Below are 16,542 nucleotides of genomic sequence, written 5' to 3' on the forward strand. Positions count from 1 at the left end.
GATTTTGCTGATTTTGCTGATTTTGCTGATTTTGCTGATTTTGCTGATTTTCAGAAGCTTTTACAGATTGCGCAGCGGTCATAGGCTTTTCTGCTTCCGGCTGTTCAAAATACTGATTGCCTTTTTTATCCCTCTCAGACGGATGTATTTGCTGTGCCAGCTTTTGCTCGGGCCATTTCGGTTCTGCTCTAGGCTGTTCGGCAATGGCCGCAGTTTCAGTGCGAGACATTTCATCTGCAGCTGTTGGATACGTCTGTTCAGAGGCATTATTACTGGAGGTTTTCGCTTTCATTTTAGTGAAAGCATCATTTATTTTTTGCCATGCGGAAGGAATAAAAAGCAATAAAGCTAGAAACACAACAGGCCAAAATTTGCTAAGCGCTGGCAGCTGCGGCCGCTTGAGCGGACTGCTGACTTTCTGCGGCAAAGTTTTTATATTTGGTTTTACTATATTTGGCACTGCTGCTTTGGGTGTTAAATAATGATGTTCAAGCGCATCTATCGGCTGCTTAGGGTGCCATTCATAAGGCAATAAATTCATTTTACCCATTAGTTCATCCACCCATTGCTGCTCTAAACGGATGCCAGCGCTTTTTTTAGCTGCAAAATATGCGCTGCAATGCGCAATATCCGTAATTCCCATCCATTTCCGAGTCTTATCGCTGAGCAGATCATCGACATCGGTTAGTGCTGTAAAAACGGTTACGGCACCTATATGCCCAAGTTCACATCGGCTAAAAGCAGACTCTTTGCTTAAAAAATTCAGGAGAGAAAATTTATTGTTGCGCAGCTGGCGGTATGGGTTGAATTGGTTACCGCCCTTAACTTCAATCATGTCATTGTTTTGAGTCAGCAATTTCCAAGGGCCATTTTCACCCGCGGCCAGTTTCCCGCTATAACTCTTAAAATCACCCACAACTATTGAAAATGGGCTAAAACACACAAAGTCTATATCCTGTCCATTCCACATGGCATTATAAACAATATAAATCCATTGTTCTGGAGTATTCCAGTCCAGCTGCAGCTGCGATAAAAAATTATGAAGCATGCGCTCTTCATGGGCATGCTCGGCTTGATTCCCATAAAAGCAGTAAATCATAAACAGTGAACCCCTAAACCCAAACAAGCAAAAAAGATTGTAATAATGATAAAATACAGCGTGTTAAATAATGTCTTATTATGCAATTTCCTTATAAATAAGAAAAGTTCAAATCAATGCTATAAATAAGTAAAGCTCTGTAATGACCACTCTATTGAGATACAAACTCTATTTAACTAAAATTTCATGAAACATATTGCGCAGCCATTGGTGGCTGGTTTTATGATGACACGACATGTGCCAATACTGTTTAACGCTATAGCTTGGAAATACAATCGGAGCCTTAAAAATCTTCAGATTACCGCGTGACAGCAGCACTTCACTCAAATAATACGGCACGGTTGCAATCGCTTCCGTTTCCTGCACAACAAGTCCAACACCTAAATAGCTGGGCAAGCGCATTAAAATATCCCGCTTTATTTCTAAGCTCATCAGCTCATTTTCAATATGGTAATGCCCCATCCCCGCATCAATATCAATGTGTGTTTCACGGATATATTCGTCTGTGCTGATTGTATCGCCCGTTAAACGAGGATGATCTTTGGACGCAATGACCACATAATATTGCTCAAAAAGTTTTTGCTGATAAAAACCATTTTCAAGATTCGGTAAAAAACCAAGCGCTAAGTCAATTTCACCATTGGCCATTTGGTAACTTGTTTCAGAAGTAATAGGCCGTACATTCAAACGTACATGAGGCGCATGGTCTTTTAAATATTGTGAGATTTTTGGCAGCAGCACCAAATGCGAAACATCCGTCATGGCCAAAGTAAAACGCTGCTGTGAATGTGACTGATCGAAATCCACACTGAAATGGTTAATCACTTCAACTTTGCTTAAGACTTCACTTACTAGCGGATAGAGCTGTTTAGAAAGCTCTGTAGGCGCCATCTCATTGCCTATACGTAAAAATAAAGGGTCATTATAGTGCTGGCGTATTTTATTCAGGATATTGCTGACTGTTGGCTGGCTCATTTCTAAATGTTCAGCAGCCAAAGATACGCTTTTATATTTATAAACGTAAAAAAAGATACTGAGTAATTTAAAGTCCAGATCAAACACGAAAGATACGTTCCTATTTTCACACATTGCAGAAGAAAGCAATCATCTGCTAAATTTTCAATTTTGCCTATGCGCAAATCTTACTTTGAAAAATATAAATGTTCTAGCATTTAGCGCGGTGATTTATACAGATGCATATTCATCGCATCAATGCCATTATATAGCGTTCAGCTAAATACCTTCACGCTGCTGAGCTAAACTGCTGAACTGATAAGTGAGAGATGAGAAAATATGCTGCAGGGGAAAAAATTAATTTGTTTTGATTTAGATGGCACTTTAATTGATTCTGTCGGTATTTGGAATCAAGTTGATGCCGCGTTAATTTTAGAGCTGGCCAATGTAATTGAACACGAAATAGAAATTCAGCATGAACGCGACAGGCAGCTTAAAATATTTCACCATTTGCCCGACCCTTATTTAGCATACTGCAGCTTTCTCATGCAAAAATATGCTTTTCCACTCAGCGCAGAAGCAGTTAAAGCACGCCGTTATCAAATATCACGTGAATTTTTAGACCATGCCGTACAGCCTAAAGCCTATGTGCGTGAACTCATCCAGCTGCTGAAACAGCACGGCCTGCTGTTAGCACTCACGACGACAACCAGCTTATTTAATATAGAGCGCTATCAGCAGTACAACGCTAATGTCAATTCAGCAATTGATTTTACACATGATTTTGATTTAATCCTGACTCGCGGCAATGTAAAGCATATCAAGCCGCATCCTGAAATTTATTTAACAGCTATGCAGCATTTTCAGCTGCAGCCTGAAGAATGCCTCATTGTCGAAGATTCATTGATTGGTATTGAGGCAGCGGTATTCGCAGGAATAGACGCTGTGGCTATTTATGATGAATACTCAGCTGCAGAACAAGAACAGATTCAATCGAAGGCCCGCTTTTATGTGCAAAACTTTATTGAATTTTCTAACTTAGCAAAGCTAGGCCCGCCAACCTAAGACATTAGAGATACCGCAGGTAATTTATCTCCTTGCCAAAGAAGAAAAAAGCCCGAATTATTCGGGCCTTTTCTGTATTAAATATAAAATTAAGCTGTTTTCATCGTACCTTTTTCTTCAAAACTCGCATGCCAAGACAGTGCTTCATCTAACAAGTGCGGTGTTTGACCGCCTTTGGCTGCTGCACGTTTAAAGTAGCTCAGCAAATCTGCACGGTAGTCTGGATGTGCACAAATTTCAATGACTTTAAGCGCACGTTCACGAGGCGCTAAACCGCGTAGGTCTGCAAGACCCTGCTCCGTTACCACAATATCAACATCATGGTCGGTATGATCTGTATGACTGACCATAGGCACAACAGATGAAATAGCACCGCCCTTTGCAATCGACTTGGTCACAAAAATCGCAATGTGCGCATGGCGGGTAAAATCACCTGAGCCGCCAATGCCATTCATCATTTTTGTACCCGTCACATGGGTTGAGTTCACATTACCGTAAATATCAAACTCAAGCGCCGTGTTAATGGCAATAATACCCAAGCGGCGGATGATCTCCGGGTTGTTCGACAGCTCTTGCGGACGCAGCACAATTTTGTCTTTATATTTGTCAAAATTTTTCATGACATTTGCAGCGCATGGTTCTGACAGTGTCATGGAGCAGCCTGAAGCAAATTTCATTTTGCCAGAGTCAATCAGCTGGAACGTACAGTCTTGCAGTACTTCTGAATACATCTCTAAATCATGGAAATTGGAGTGTTCAAAACCGGCAAATACCGCATTTGCAATTGAGCCAACACCCGATTGCAGCGGACCTAAATTTTCAGGTAACTGGCCAGCGGCAACTTCACCTTCAAAGAACTGAATCAAATGCTTCGCAATCGACAAGGTATCTTCATCTGGCTCATCCATGCCAAAAGAGCTGTCTGGAATATCATTCAGCACAATGGCTGAAATTTTTTCTGGGTTGACGTGAATGCCGATCGTGCCAATACGCTCACCCGCCTGTTCTAGCGGGATTGGGCCGCGGTTTGGACGCGCTTTCGGAACATAGATGTCATGCACGCCTTCCAATACAGGATTGATCGTATTATCAATTTCAATAATGACATGATCCGCCATTTCAATGAAATTTGCCGAGTTGCCGCATGAGCCAGTCGGAATGATCTGTCCATCTTCTGTAATCGCAGTTGCCGCCACAATCGCTACATTCATTGCAGGCAAGTTGTGATGACGAATATTGTCAGCCATTTCAGATAAGTGCTGGTCAATATACATCACTTCACCATTATTAATGGCTTTGCGCAGGCCTGGATCCGCCTGATAAGGATAGCGGCGTGAAATCGCATGCGCCTCATTAAGGCGGCCGTCAATTTTGTTGCCTAAGCTAGCGCCTGTCGCTAAGGTAATTTTTAAAGGATTGGCTTGCGCATAATCGGCCAAAGCCAGAGGCACTGTCTTTGCTTCTCCAGCACCGCCAAAACCGCTTAAGCCGACCACAGAACCATCTTTAATTAATTCAATGGCCTGCTGAGCAGACATTACTTTTTCATGCAGGGAGAGCAAGCGAATACGTTCTAAACCATTCATATATAAAAATCTCAAAAATAAACATTTATTGTGTTCATCATCCCAGCGTACTGAGATGATGCCTGTTATTGCTTATCTAAAAATAAATTCGCCCGCTTTAAACAAGCTCTACCGCAATCGCAGTTGCTTCACCGCCGCCAATACATAGCGCAGCAATGCCTTTTTTTCCGCCAGTACGTTTAAGTGCATGAAGAAGCGTCACAATAATACGTGAACCTGAAGAACCCAATGGATGGCCCAGTGCACATGCGCCGCCATTGATATTAACTTTGGCTTCATCCAAATTAAATCCATCAATAGCCAGCATCGTCACCATGGCAAATGCTTCATTCACCTCCCAAAGGTCGACATCTTCAGCTTTCCAGCCAGCCTTTTGCAGGACCTTTTCAATTGCGCCCACTGGTGCGATGGTAAATTCAGACGGATGCTGTGAGTTGGAAGCATAAGCTACAACTTTTGCCAGTGGCTTTAAGCCGCGTGCCGCTGCTGTTGCTTCAGAAGTCACAACCAATGCAGATGCGCCATCTGAAATTGAGCTGGCATTGGCCGCTGTGATTGTGCCGTCTTTTTTAAATGCAGGACGAAGTGTTGGAATTTTTTCAGGTTTCGCACTGAGCGGCTGTTCATCCGTATCTACAACCGCATCACCTTTACGTGATTTAACTGTTACCGGCACGATTTCAGCTTTAAAGTAGCCGCCATTTACCGCTTCAACCGCTTTATTCAGCGAATTAATAGCAAATGCATCTTGCTGTTCACGTGTATAGCCTTTTTTATCCGCCATTTCCTGTGCAAGAATACCCATAGACAGGCCTGTTTCAGCATCTTCTAGGCCTTCTTGGAACATATGATCCGTTGTTTTCCCGTGCCCCATGCGGTAGCCGGCACGCGCTTTTTCTAATAAATATGGCGCATTTGACATAGATTCCATGCCGCCCGCTACCACAATTTGTGCAGAACCCGCTTGAATTGCATTAGCTGCCTGCATGACAGCTTTCATGCCTGAGCCGCAGATTTTATTAATTGTTGTTGCGCCAGTTGAGTCAGGCAAACCAGCCAAACGCATTGCTTGACGTGCTGGGCCTTGTTTTAACCCTGCAGGAAGTACGCAGCCAAAAATAACTTCATCAATATCTGCAGCCTGTAAACCTGAACGTTCAACAGCTGCTTGAATTGCCGCAGCGCCTAACTCAGGTGCTGTGCAAGATGACAATGAGCCTTGAAAACCGCCCATTGCTGTACGAACGCCATCTACAATAACGATCATTTCTTATTCCATCCTATTTATACATTTTGTACACCCCAAGCAGCATAAAAACTTCTTGGAGCTTTTCCATCATTTTTTGATTTTTGCTCTAAAATTATGACTGAGCGGTGAAATATTCCTCAGGAAGCTGCATAATCAGCTCCGCGCCAGCATGAATACGCTGGGTACGCGCCGCTAAATCAGGCAGCACCTTTGCTGCAAAATATTGCGCCAAGACCAATTTATTTTGGAAGAATGCATCCTGTTTTGGCTGTGCTGCTTTGCTAATACGCGCATACATATAAGTAAAGCTGAGCAAGCCAACAGCATGCAGATAGTCAACTGCAACAGAGTTCGCAAAATCAGGGTTCAGCTTAGACTGTTCAACGATATGCTGCGTTAATGCTTCCAGCTCATCACATACTTTTAAGCATGCTGCTTTAATGCTTAGAGCATCGTCTAACTCTGCTGCAAATTCGCGAATTTCTGCAATGTATTCTGCAATGTATGCGCCTTTGCATTTCGTGGTTTTACGGCCAATCAAATCAATCGCTTGCACACCGTTCGTACCTTCGTAAATTTGCGCAATACGTAAGTCGCGAATACATTGCTCCATGCCCCATTCACGAATGTAGCCATGGCCGCCAAAGCACATTTGAGCTTCTAACGCCGCTTGAAGCGCTGTATCTGTCAGGTACGCTTTAGCAATTGGAGTCAACAGCGCAACACGGTCAGTTGCTTTACGCACGGCTTCTGCATCTGTTGAGTATTTTGTAATGTCCAGCTGCTGGCCTACATATACGGCAAATGCGCGAGATGCTTCATTATTCGCACGTACATTCAGCAGCATACGGCGCACATCACCATGTACTAAAATTGAATCTGCTGGTTTTTCAGGTGTTTTTGCGCCTGTAGATGCACGGCCTTGCAAACGGTCAGTCGCATACTGTGCTGCATTTTGGTATGCATATTCAGAAGCGCCTATGCCTTGAATACCCATAGATAAACGTTCGTAGTTCATCATCACAAACATGCCGGCAAGGCCTTCATTTTCATTGCCAACCATGTAGCCTTTCGCGCCGTCAAAGTTCATGACACAAGTTGCCGAACCTTTAATACCCATCTTATGTTCAATTGAACCCGCCGCTACAGCATTGCGCTCACCTAATGAACCATCTGCATTCACTAAGAATTTAGGCACAATAAACAGTGAAATACCGCGTGAACCCGCTGGCGCATTTGGTGTTTTTGCTAAAACTAAGTGAATAATGTTTTCACATAGGTCATGTTCACCGCTGGTAATAAAGATTTTAGTGCCCGTGATGTTAAATGAGCCGTCTTCATTAGGTTCAGCTTTAGTTTTAATAATACCCAAGTCCGTGCCTGAGTGCGGTTCAGTTAAGCACATTGTGCCTGACCACTCACCTGTATAAAGTTTTGGCAAATACGTTTCTTTTTGCTCTTGAGAGGCACGGTCATTAATGGCCATGCCAGCGCCAACCGTCAGCAGCGGATACAGCATAAATGACGGGTTGGTACTCCAAATCATTTCGTCTGCAAGCACAGTCAGCATTTTTGGCATGCCCTGACCGCCCCATTCTTCATTTGCGCCTAAACCAATCCAGCCGCCTTGCGCAAACTGATCGAACGCCTCTTTAAAACCTGCTGGTGTTTTGACAGTGCCGTTGCTGAATTCTGCGCCGCCAGACTCATCTGCACTGCGGTTCAAATCTAAAATGACGTTTTTAGAAAACTTAGCCATTTCCTCTAAAATAGCATTGGCAGTTGCCATATCTAAATGTGCAAGATTTTCATTCGATTGAAAAAACTCTTCGGCCTTAAATACATCATTTAAGATAAAGTCCATATCTTTCAGTGGCGCATTATAAATTGGCATTGCGTATTCCTTTCCATACTTGGCAGCTCAAGCGTCCAAGGTGTTTTTGAGGTTGAATTGTCCTAAACAAAACGGCCAAAGCAGTTCTGCTGTATTTTATAAAATTGCTGTATTTCAGTTTGCTGCTCTATTTTGCGCTCAACATTTCGCTGAATATCTTTAAGCTGCAGCTGTATTTAGCCGCGATATCGCGACAAATAAGGAAAACCGTTTGAATATATTAAATTTTTTAAACAATGATGTTTTGAACCGTACATATTGAAACCTAATAAAAATGAATACTGCAGGTATTAACAGCTAGGCGCTTGTTTAAAATTAAGGCGATTAGCTTTTGTTCTAAAAACGCAAAAACAATAGATTAAAAAAAATAAATTGCCAATTTTATTTCCAATAATTGACCTGTGGGGTTCAACTTTCTTGACATTTTTATTTTCACATGAAAAGTAAGGAAATAATCTAATTTAATATTAAATGCTTACAAAGCAGGCAATTTAAGTTAAATTCAAGACGATAGTGTAATGTGCAAAGCCGACCATTGCGGTTAGGCTCTATGTACCGCTCTTATGATGTTTATGGAAAGCGAAAAAATGAGTTCAGTACGTCAACAAAATTTTTTACTGCGCAAAGAAAAAATTTTATCTATGGCAGAAATGCTATTGCTGGATAATAATCAGGACATCACTCTCAGTGAGTTAGCGGCTGAACTCGATATTGCTAAAGGCACGATTTATAAACATTTTAAAAGTAAGAATCAGCTGTATCTTGAATTAATTATTCTCAATGAAAAACGTCTTTTAGACATTTCTAAAAAATATAATAACGACATTAAAACTTATGTATCACAGTATATGCTTTACAATATGCTGAATTCAAACCGCACTATTTTATTGCATGTGATTGAAGACCGTTTGACCAATAATGAACGAAAATTAAAAGAATTATTTGAAGAGCTTTACCTTGTGCGTGAAGAGCGGATTATTGAAATTAAAGAAATGACCAGCGCCTATTTAAAGTCTTTAGACAGCGCAATGTCGATTCGCGATTATCTCTCTTACATTTGGACAGTCACATACGGCGCATCACTGCTGCTGAATTCCACCCACTACCAAAAATCAATTGGTTCACGTGAACGGCTCATTAAATTGTACATTAACCAAGCGCTTATGACGCCAGATAAAATATCTGCTGTGGTTTAACACTGCTAAATCATTAAATAATTTTTCTTAATAAAAAAGCCTGAGAAAATCTAGGCTTTTTTACGTATTTAGCAGAAATTAAAGCACTGCTGCTGGAAAACCGTCTTCAGCCAAAGCATCTAAAATTTTTTGCTCATCTGCTGCATTGCTGATCTCTACCAATTTTGCAGCGACATCAATCTCAACTAAAGCAGAAGCATCGGCATCTTTTACAGTAGCTGTTACGCTGCGGGCACAGCCGCCGCATGTCATATTTTCGATACGTAATTTCATATTTACACTCCTATACTGACTATAGATCTATCTTAAGGCTTCCCATCATGTGAAGGTCAAGCTGAAGGCTAATTTTTAGAAAATTACTTACAGCAAGATGCGCCAGATTCAATCTGATTTAAAATTTCACATTCTGCTTCTTCGTTGCCAGCACATCCATTTACCGACTGCTGCAGCGTATGCACCATCATTTGCAAATCTGCAATTTTTTGATTCAATGCATCAATATGCTGCTGTGCCAGCTGTTTGACCTCAACACTCTGCCGATCTTTATTTTTCCAAAGATTAATCAGCTCTTTCATCTGTTCAGTGGAAAAACCTAAAGCCCGAGAGTGCTGAATAAACTTCAGTGTCTGAATATCCTGCTCTGCATATATACGGTATCCCGCATCTGTGCGTTGAGACAGCGGAATCAGACCAATTCCCTCATAATATCGGATCATTTTTGCAGAGATGCCTGAAGCTTTGGCAGCCTGACCAATATTCATAGACTCACTCCTAAACACGATCCGCCTTGAAGCGTTTTAACCGCAGCGCATTACTCACTACAAATACGGATGACAGCGCCATCGCGGCTGCTGCAAACATTGGCGAAAGCAGGATTCCAAAAAATGGATACAATACGCCTGCCGCCACAGGTATTAAAGCTGCATTATACGCAAAGGCCCAAAACAAATTTTGGCGAATATTATTCATAGTCGCAGTACTTAATGCGATCGCTGTAGGCACAGCCTGTAAATTTCCAGACATCAGCACTACATCTGCCGCTTCCATCGCAATATCAGTACCTGTACCTATTGCTAAGCCGACATCTGCCTGAGCAAGAGCCGGCGCATCATTAATGCCGTCACCCACGAATGCCGTACAGCCGTATTGCGCTTGCAGCGCCTTGACAGCCGTTACTTTTTCATCCGGTAGCACTTCAGCAATAACATTATCGATTTTCAGCTGTTTCGCAATAGCATCTGCAGTGCTCTGATTATCACCTGTAATCATGGCAACACGAATACCTTGATCGTGAAGAGCCTGAATTGCATCAAACGTGCTGGCTTTAATTGGATCTGCAACGGCAATGATTGCCGCTAAACGGCCATCTACCGCAGCATAAAGCGGTGTTTTACCTAAATCACCTAACTCTTGCGCCTTTTGCTGAAATACAGCAATGTCTAGACCTAGTTCCTGCATAAAACGCGCAGCGCCAATATGCAGCTGATGCCCAGCTGTTTTTGCTTGAATGCCTGCCCCAGTCACTGAATCAAAATCCGTCACATCCAAAAGCTGGATTTTCATTTCTTGGGCAGCTTGCACAATTGCATAAGCAATAGGATGTTCTGATTTGGCTTCAATTGAAGCCACCCACAGCAAAACCTCATCCTGATGAAAATCAGCTGTGACTTCAAAATCTGTCAGTGTCGGCTTTCCTTCGGTTAATGTTCCTGTTTTATCTACGGCGGCAACTTTTACATCTTTTAGCAGCTGTAAAGCCTCTCCTTTACGAAACAGCACGCCTAATGCCGCGCCGCGCCCTGTGCCCACCATAATAGATGTAGGTGTCGCTAGTCCCATTGCGCAGGGGCAAGCGATAATGAGTACTGCCACGGCATTGACCAATGCATAGGTTAAGCTTGGTTCTGGGCCCAAAAAATACCAAACTGCAAAGGTCAATAATGCCAGCGCCATCACTGCTGGAACAAACCATAATGTAACTTTATCCACCAAGGCTTGAATTGGCAGCTTAGAACCCTGAGCCTGCTCAACCAATTGAATAATCTGGGCCAGTACAGAATCTTGACCGACAGAAGTAGCGCGTATGCTTAAACTGCCATTTTGGTTTACTGTACCGCCAACAACCTGCAATCCTGCTGTTTTTTCAACAGGTATCGGCTCACCGCTGATCATTGACTCATCTACATAACTTGAACCCGAAACCACTTCACCATCTACAGGTATACGCTCTCCGGGACGAATTTCCAGCAGCATGCCTGTGCGTACATGTTCAATTTCTAACTCAACAAAACCGCCATCTTGCTGTACTCGTGCAGTTTTAGGCTGCATGCCCAGCAAATACTGAATCGCTTGCGATGTTTTGCCCTTAGCGCGCGCCTCCATAAAGCGGCCAAGTAAAATTAAAGCAATAATGACTGCTGCCGATTCAAAATACACATGAATCGTGCCTTGCGGTAACAGATGCGGCATAAATACCGCCACACATGAAAATAGATATGCAGAGAATGTTCCAACAGCAACCAGCGAGTTCATGTCCGGCGCCAAACGCATTAAAGCCGGCACACCATGCTGATAGAACCTGCGCCCTGGTAAAATCAAGATCAGTGTGGTTAATACCAGCTGAATATACCAGCTGTTTTGCTGGCCTATAGTGCTGTGCACCCAATGATGAAAAGCTGGAATAAGATGACCGCCCATTTCTAAAATGAACACTGGTGCAGCAAGCACCAAAGCCAGAATCAAATCCTGTTTTAAAGTCTGTATTTCTTCTTTTTTCTTTTCTTGATGCTGTTCCTGCTGATCAATTTGGCCTGAAGCTAAGATACTGGCCGTATAGCCAGCCTTTTGTACCGCTGCAATTAGATCTGCTGGCGCTCCACCCTGCACATATGCTTTTTCTGATGCCAAATTGACCGACGCCGATTGCACACCATCTACTTTGCTTAAGGCTTTTTCCACACGTGCAACACAAGAAGCGCAAGTCATGCCATCGATACTCAGCTCAAGTTGACGTGCTGCCACATCAAAACCTGTTTTTTGCACGGCTGCAGCAAGCTGGGCATGACTAACTGCACCCAGTATTTCTACTGTGGCTTTTTCCGTTGCCAAATTCACCTGAGCGCGAATAACGCCTTCAACCTTGCGTAACGCCTTTTCAACCCGCGCAACACATGAAGCGCAAGTCATGCCTTCTATAGAAAAAGACTCCGTCTGAGTCACGGCCTGAAAACCTGTTTTATGTATAGCTTGTACAATATTATCTGCATCGATAGGAACAGGGCTGCTGACTGTGGCTTTTTCCGTTGCCAAATTTACCGATGCTTCTATCTGATCAAGCTTATTTAAGGCTTTTTCTATACGGGCAGCACATGATGCGCAGCTCATACCCTCAATGCTGAAACTCATACTATGCTGTGTTTTAGACTGTAGTGTGTTCATAAACGGCCTGCCGAAATTACCCTATATACGATATAGCTTAAACTTTCCCACCTTGGCAAGGTCAAGTATTTCATGTGTAAAATGCAGCTGTTTTTAGTTTTCCAAGGAATAGATCAATATTTTAAACTTTAAAAATATTTTATAAATAAAATATAATTTTTTTATACAATTTCATTTCATAAGATAAAGAATATTAACCCGCATATAATAAATAATATTTTAAACATATATTCCAAATATATATAAAAATATTATTTATACTGCTCATTCCTGCTCTAAATAAAAAAAGCCAAACGATAAATCATTTGGCTTTTTTACTGCAAGAACGATAATCAGTCTGCAGAAATATCTTCAAATAATACTGAAGAAAGATAGCGTTCACCGCCATCAGGAAGAATCACAACAATCGTTTTTCCTGCATTTTCAGGACGGGCAGCCAATTCAGCAGCTGCAGCCATAGCAGCGCCGCTTGAAATACCGACTAAAATACCCTCTTGGGTTGCTGTTTTGCGCGCCCAAGCAATAGCTTCAGCACTTTCAATTGCAATCACTTCATCTACAAGGCTTAAATCTAAGTTGCCAGGAATAAAGTTTGCGCCAATACCTTGAATTTTATGCGGTCCTGGAGTCAATGTCTCGCCGCGTTTAGCCTGACCAATAATTGGCGATTCAGCAGGTTCAACAGCAACTGAATACAAAGACTGGTTTTTAACCTTTTTAAAGTAGCTTGAAATACCTGAAATTGTGCCGCCTGTACCTACACCAGCGACAAGAATATCAATCTTTCCGCCTGTAGCTTCCCAAATTTCAGGACCCGTAGTCGCTTCGTGAATTTTTGGGTTAGCTGGATTTTCAAACTGCTGCGGTAAATAATACGTTTCCGGCTGCTCTGACGCTAAACGCACAGCCTCATCAACAGCACCTTTCATACCCTTAGCAGGTTCAGTCAGCACCAAGTTTGCACCTAAAGCTTTCAGTACTTTACGGCGTTCAATACTCATGCTCGCAGGCATAGTCAACGTGATAGAATAACCTTTTGCCGCAGCCACAAACGCCAATGCAATACCCGTGTTGCCGCTTGTCGGTTCTACAATATGCATTCCAGGCTTTAATTTGCCTTGCTGCTCAGCATCTGCAATCAGCGCTGCGCCAACTCGGCATTTGACTGAAAATGCAGGGTTACGGCTTTCAATTTTAGCCAGAACAGCCGCACCGCCAGTAATTGCACGGTTTATACGTACCAGCGGCGTGTTGCCAATCGCCTCAGCATTATTGCTGTAAACTGCGATGCCTAAATTTGCTGGTGCTGAAAAAGCTGAATCGGTAGTCATGTTCGTCCTTTGTCTTTATACATCATATGCATTGTGTAGCATCATAACGCCATTTTTCAATGCCTGTATATTATTGTTAGATGAGCTTGTGAATAAAATGAATATATATTTGCTAAATATTAATAAATACTGCACCATGTTTATGCAGCAAAATATTTTATGTGCAGCTTTTAAGCATATAATTATTACTGATACAGCATTTCAATAAAACCCATTAAATTATTCATTTTTTTTTAATAATTAATAGCATATATACGTATACTAATTTAGCTGCGAAACTATTGGATACCTATTATTATGAATACGGATCTTGAGATTACGAATATACGTGATTCTGCGGATTTAGTTGTTGGCGTTTTAAAATCTCTGGCAAATACGGATCGTTTATTAATATTATGCCATTTAGCTCAAGAGGAACTGAATGTTTCTGAGATTGAGCAAATTACAGAAATTAATCAGCCGACACTTTCCCAGCAGCTGATGATGCTGCGTAAGAGTGATGTTGTTACAACCCGCCGTGAAGGTAAGCAAATTTATTACTCTCTTAAAGATGAAAATCTTATTGAAGTACTGAAGACATTGCATCACCTATATTGCACTTCACCTGTAATCTAAAAAACAATCTTGGCTGACAGTATAAATAATAACGACACATTGACAGCCTAAGCCTGTTTTATATTTTTTAAAATTATTTATAAACTTAAAAAAATATTGAGCGGAGGCTGCCCTTTTCATTTCTGCCGCAATCCCATACAGCTCTGAAATTTTCAGGACTTCTTAGCATTTTTTGTGCATAATATATATGAAATTATGATTTAGAAAAGTGTATGTCAGATTTTAAGCGCCGTGTCCTAAATTTTATTCCTGCTTGGCAATGGCTGCAGGACTATAGTGCAGGAAAATTAAAATCTGATTTGCTGGCAGCACTGATTGTTATTGCGATGCTTGTGCCGCAAGGTATGGCTTATGCTATGCTGGCAGGGCTTCCTCCAATCATGGGCCTGTATGCCAGCATGCTGCCAATGATTATTTATGCTTTCACAGGCAGCAGCTATACCCTATCTATTGGCCCTGTCGCCATCATTTCTATGATGACCTTTGCCACGTTAAATCCCCTATTTGAAGCTGGCTCACCAGTATATATAGAAGCTGCAATGCTTCTAGCGCTGATGGTCGGCGTCATTTCACTGCTTTTAGGAATTTTCCGTTTTGGCTTCCTTATTCAGCTGATCAGCCATCCTGTCATTAAAAGTTTTATTATCGCGTCAGCACTGCTGATTGCTTTAGGACAGCTGAAGTTTCTCGTTGATGTGCCGCTCAATGCCAATAACCTGCCGCAATTTATACAAAGCCTGTGGGAATATATTAGTTTTAGTCATTGGACTTCTCTCGCTTTTGGCATTTTATCCATTTTATTTTTGATTTATATCCCCAAGCTTTTAGCAAAACCGGCACTGAGCAGCCGCTTTGGTTCTGTAACTTTTCTGATTAAAGCGGTGCCTTTACTGCTGGTAATCCTATCTATTGCACTGGTGCTGGTTTTTGACTTAAAAGCTGCAGGCATTAAAACAGTCGGTGAAATTCCATCCGGTTTTCCTGCGCTTCACATTCCATTTTGGACGTGGGATCTTGTAATGACATTGCTGCCGGGCGCAACTTTAATTGCAATGGTCAGCTTTGTTGAATCGCTTTCAATTGCTCAAGCGACAGCTTTGCAGCAGCGCAGCAACCTAAACAGCAACCAAGAACTGATTGCGCTGGGTTTAGCCAATATCAGCGCTGGGATCAGCTCCGCATTTCCTGTGACAGGAAGCCTTTCACGTACGGTGGTCAATGCCGATGCCGGCGCAAAATCGCCAATGGCCGGTGTTTTATCTTCTATTTTTATCATTGTCGTCACACTGTACTTTACTGGATTTTTCCGTGATTTACCCTTAGTGATTTTAGCCGCCACCATTATTGTTTCTATCTGGAAGCTGGTGGACTTTAAAGCATTTTTTGATACTTGGCGCTATTCAAAAGCTGACGGCATTGCAATGTGGGTGACTTTTTTCGGTGTGGTCTGCATTGATATTTCAACAGGTTTAATGATCGGAATGATTTCAACATTTATTCTTATGCTATGGCGTATCAGCCGCCCGCATATGGCGGTCATCGGTTTAGTTGAAGGTACACAGCATTTCCGCAATATTCAGCGTCACCATGTCGAGACTTCACCTGAAGTTTTGTCTTTGCGTATAGATGAAAACTTAACATTTTTAAATGCAAACTCACTTAAAGGGTTTTTAATCACTCAAATCAGCCAGCAGTCTGAACTAAAAAATGTAGTAATTAATTGCTCCAGTGTCAGCAGTATTGACTTCAGTGCGCTCGAAATGCTGGAAGATATTAATGCTGAACTATCGAAATTAAATATCCGCCTGCATTTTTCTGAAATTAAGGGGCCTGTGATGGATAAATTAAAATCATCCAGCTTACTGACACATCTCAGCGGAAATATTTATTTAACTCACTATCAAGCCATTCAAGATTTAACTTCAAACAGTGCTGAATACCATATTTAAATCATAAAACTTCTCAATTTAGCACTGTTTTACAAAGATTTTTTTATTTTTATGCATACATATAATGTAAAAATATAAAATATCAACTTTAAAAATAAAGACTTAAGTTTTATATAAAATAATTTTCTAAGGAATACGCAATTTCAGTATAAAATGTTGAGAATAT

At 41.7% G+C, this 16,542-nt stretch carries 13 protein-coding genes; 4 read left to right on the forward strand and 9 right to left on the reverse strand.

Annotated features, from left to right (window positions below; all coding sequences use genetic code 11):
• Together D7V32_RS02435 and D7V32_RS02440 are read right to left on the reverse strand one after the other, a co-directional pair.
• Positions 1-1,048, reverse strand: a 1,048-nt coding sequence (locus D7V32_RS02435) for a nuclease-related domain-containing protein (protein WP_171407560.1), incomplete at its 3' end; no start/stop codon positions are given.
• Between the two features lie 219 nt (positions 1,049-1,267).
• Entirely contained in the window at positions 1,268-2,161 is an 894-nt protein-coding gene (locus D7V32_RS02440; RefSeq protein ID WP_120401340.1) for a LysR substrate-binding domain-containing protein, read from the reverse strand.
• A gap of 231 nt (positions 2,162-2,392) precedes the next feature.
• On the opposite strand from D7V32_RS02440, the gene D7V32_RS02445 reads away from it, so the two are divergent.
• Positions 2,393-3,118 (forward strand): HAD family hydrolase, encoded by a 726-nt coding sequence (locus tag D7V32_RS02445; protein WP_120401341.1) that lies wholly within the window; start codon positions 2,393-2,395, stop codon positions 3,116-3,118.
• An 89-nt stretch (positions 3,119-3,207) separates the two neighbouring features.
• Here the strand turns inward: D7V32_RS02445 and D7V32_RS02450 are convergent, their stop codons facing one another.
• From D7V32_RS02450 to D7V32_RS02460, 3 genes are all read right to left on the reverse strand, one after another.
• Positions 3,208-4,704 (reverse strand): succinate CoA transferase, encoded by a 1,497-nt coding sequence (locus tag D7V32_RS02450; RefSeq protein WP_120401342.1) that lies wholly within the window; start codon positions 4,702-4,704, stop codon positions 3,208-3,210.
• Between the two features lie 97 nt (positions 4,705-4,801).
• On the reverse strand, positions 4,802-5,971 hold the full coding sequence (locus tag D7V32_RS02455; RefSeq protein ID WP_120401343.1) for a thiolase family protein: 1,170 nt from the start codon (positions 5,969-5,971) through the stop codon (positions 4,802-4,804).
• Positions 5,972-6,065: 94 nt separating this feature from the next.
• The gene (locus D7V32_RS02460) at positions 6,066-7,847 is read right to left on the reverse strand and encodes an acyl-CoA dehydrogenase C-terminal domain-containing protein (protein ID WP_120401344.1); all 1,782 of its coding nucleotides are present in this window, start codon (positions 7,845-7,847) and stop codon (positions 6,066-6,068) included.
• Between the two features lie 587 nt (positions 7,848-8,434).
• Here D7V32_RS02460 and D7V32_RS02465 point away from each other — a divergent pair.
• On the forward strand, positions 8,435-9,043 hold the full coding sequence (locus D7V32_RS02465; protein ID WP_120401438.1) for a TetR/AcrR family transcriptional regulator: 609 nt from the start codon (positions 8,435-8,437) through the stop codon (positions 9,041-9,043).
• Between the two features lie 78 nt (positions 9,044-9,121).
• On the opposite strand, the gene D7V32_RS02470 is transcribed toward D7V32_RS02465, so the two are convergent.
• From D7V32_RS02470 to cysK, 4 genes are all read right to left on the reverse strand, one after another.
• Positions 9,122-9,316, reverse strand: coding sequence for a heavy-metal-associated domain-containing protein (locus D7V32_RS02470; RefSeq protein WP_120401345.1), 195 nt, complete (start codon positions 9,314-9,316; stop codon positions 9,122-9,124).
• Between the two features lie 83 nt (positions 9,317-9,399).
• Positions 9,400-9,804 (reverse strand): Cu(I)-responsive transcriptional regulator, encoded by a 405-nt coding sequence (gene cueR, locus D7V32_RS02475; RefSeq protein ID WP_120401346.1) that lies wholly within the window; start codon positions 9,802-9,804, stop codon positions 9,400-9,402.
• Positions 9,805-9,814: 10 nt separating this feature from the next.
• Positions 9,815-12,481, reverse strand: coding sequence for a heavy metal translocating P-type ATPase (locus D7V32_RS02480; protein WP_120401347.1), 2,667 nt, complete (start codon positions 12,479-12,481; stop codon positions 9,815-9,817).
• A 332-nt stretch (positions 12,482-12,813) separates the two neighbouring features.
• Entirely contained in the window at positions 12,814-13,812 is a 999-nt protein-coding gene (gene cysK / locus D7V32_RS02485; RefSeq protein WP_120401348.1) for a cysteine synthase A, read from the reverse strand.
• 297 nt (positions 13,813-14,109) lie between these two features.
• Here cysK and D7V32_RS02490 point away from each other — a divergent pair, with 297 nt between their 5' ends.
• Together D7V32_RS02490 and D7V32_RS02495 are read left to right on the forward strand one after the other, a co-directional pair.
• Positions 14,110-14,427, forward strand: a complete 318-nt coding sequence (locus tag D7V32_RS02490) for an ArsR/SmtB family transcription factor (protein WP_120401349.1) — start codon at positions 14,110-14,112, stop codon at positions 14,425-14,427.
• Between the two features lie 212 nt (positions 14,428-14,639).
• Complete coding sequence (locus D7V32_RS02495) at positions 14,640-16,376, forward strand: SulP family inorganic anion transporter (RefSeq protein WP_120401350.1); 1,737 nt, start codon at positions 14,640-14,642, stop codon at positions 16,374-16,376.
• The last annotated feature ends 166 nt before the right edge of the window (positions 16,377-16,542 follow it).

This window comes from Acinetobacter tianfuensis (genome assembly GCF_003611465.1).
GTDB classification, from domain to species: Bacteria; Pseudomonadota; Gammaproteobacteria; order Pseudomonadales; family Moraxellaceae; genus Acinetobacter; species Acinetobacter tianfuensis.

What these genes read in the sequence shown, in the direction of transcription:
- D7V32_RS02490 (WP_120401349.1), top strand. Translation starts at nt 14,110, where the DNA reads ATGAATACGGATCTTGAGATTACGAATATACGTGATTCTGCGGATTTA.
- D7V32_RS02495 (WP_120401350.1), top strand. Translation starts at nt 14,640, where the DNA reads ATGTCAGATTTTAAGCGCCGTGTCCTAAATTTTATTCCTGCTTGGCAA.
- D7V32_RS02455 (WP_120401343.1), bottom strand. Translation starts at nt 5,971, where the DNA reads ATGATCGTTATTGTAGATGGCGTTCGTACAGCAATGGGCGGTTTTCAA.
- D7V32_RS02465 (WP_120401438.1), top strand. Translation starts at nt 8,435, where the DNA reads ATGAGTTCAGTACGTCAACAAAATTTTTTACTGCGCAAAGAAAAAATT.
- D7V32_RS02445 (WP_120401341.1), top strand. Translation starts at nt 2,393, where the DNA reads ATGCTGCAGGGGAAAAAATTAATTTGTTTTGATTTAGATGGCACTTTA.
- D7V32_RS02470 (WP_120401345.1), bottom strand. Translation starts at nt 9,316, where the DNA reads ATGAAATTACGTATCGAAAATATGACATGCGGCGGCTGTGCCCGCAGC.
- D7V32_RS02450 (WP_120401342.1), bottom strand. Translation starts at nt 4,704, where the DNA reads ATGAATGGTTTAGAACGTATTCGCTTGCTCTCCCTGCATGAAAAAGTA.
- cysK (WP_120401348.1), bottom strand. Translation starts at nt 13,812, where the DNA reads ATGACTACCGATTCAGCTTTTTCAGCACCAGCAAATTTAGGCATCGCA.
- D7V32_RS02460 (WP_120401344.1), bottom strand. Translation starts at nt 7,847, where the DNA reads ATGCCAATTTATAATGCGCCACTGAAAGATATGGACTTTATCTTAAAT.
- D7V32_RS02480 (WP_120401347.1), bottom strand. Translation starts at nt 12,481, where the DNA reads ATGAACACACTACAGTCTAAAACACAGCATAGTATGAGTTTCAGCATT.
- cueR (WP_120401346.1), bottom strand. Translation starts at nt 9,804, where the DNA reads ATGAATATTGGTCAGGCTGCCAAAGCTTCAGGCATCTCTGCAAAAATG.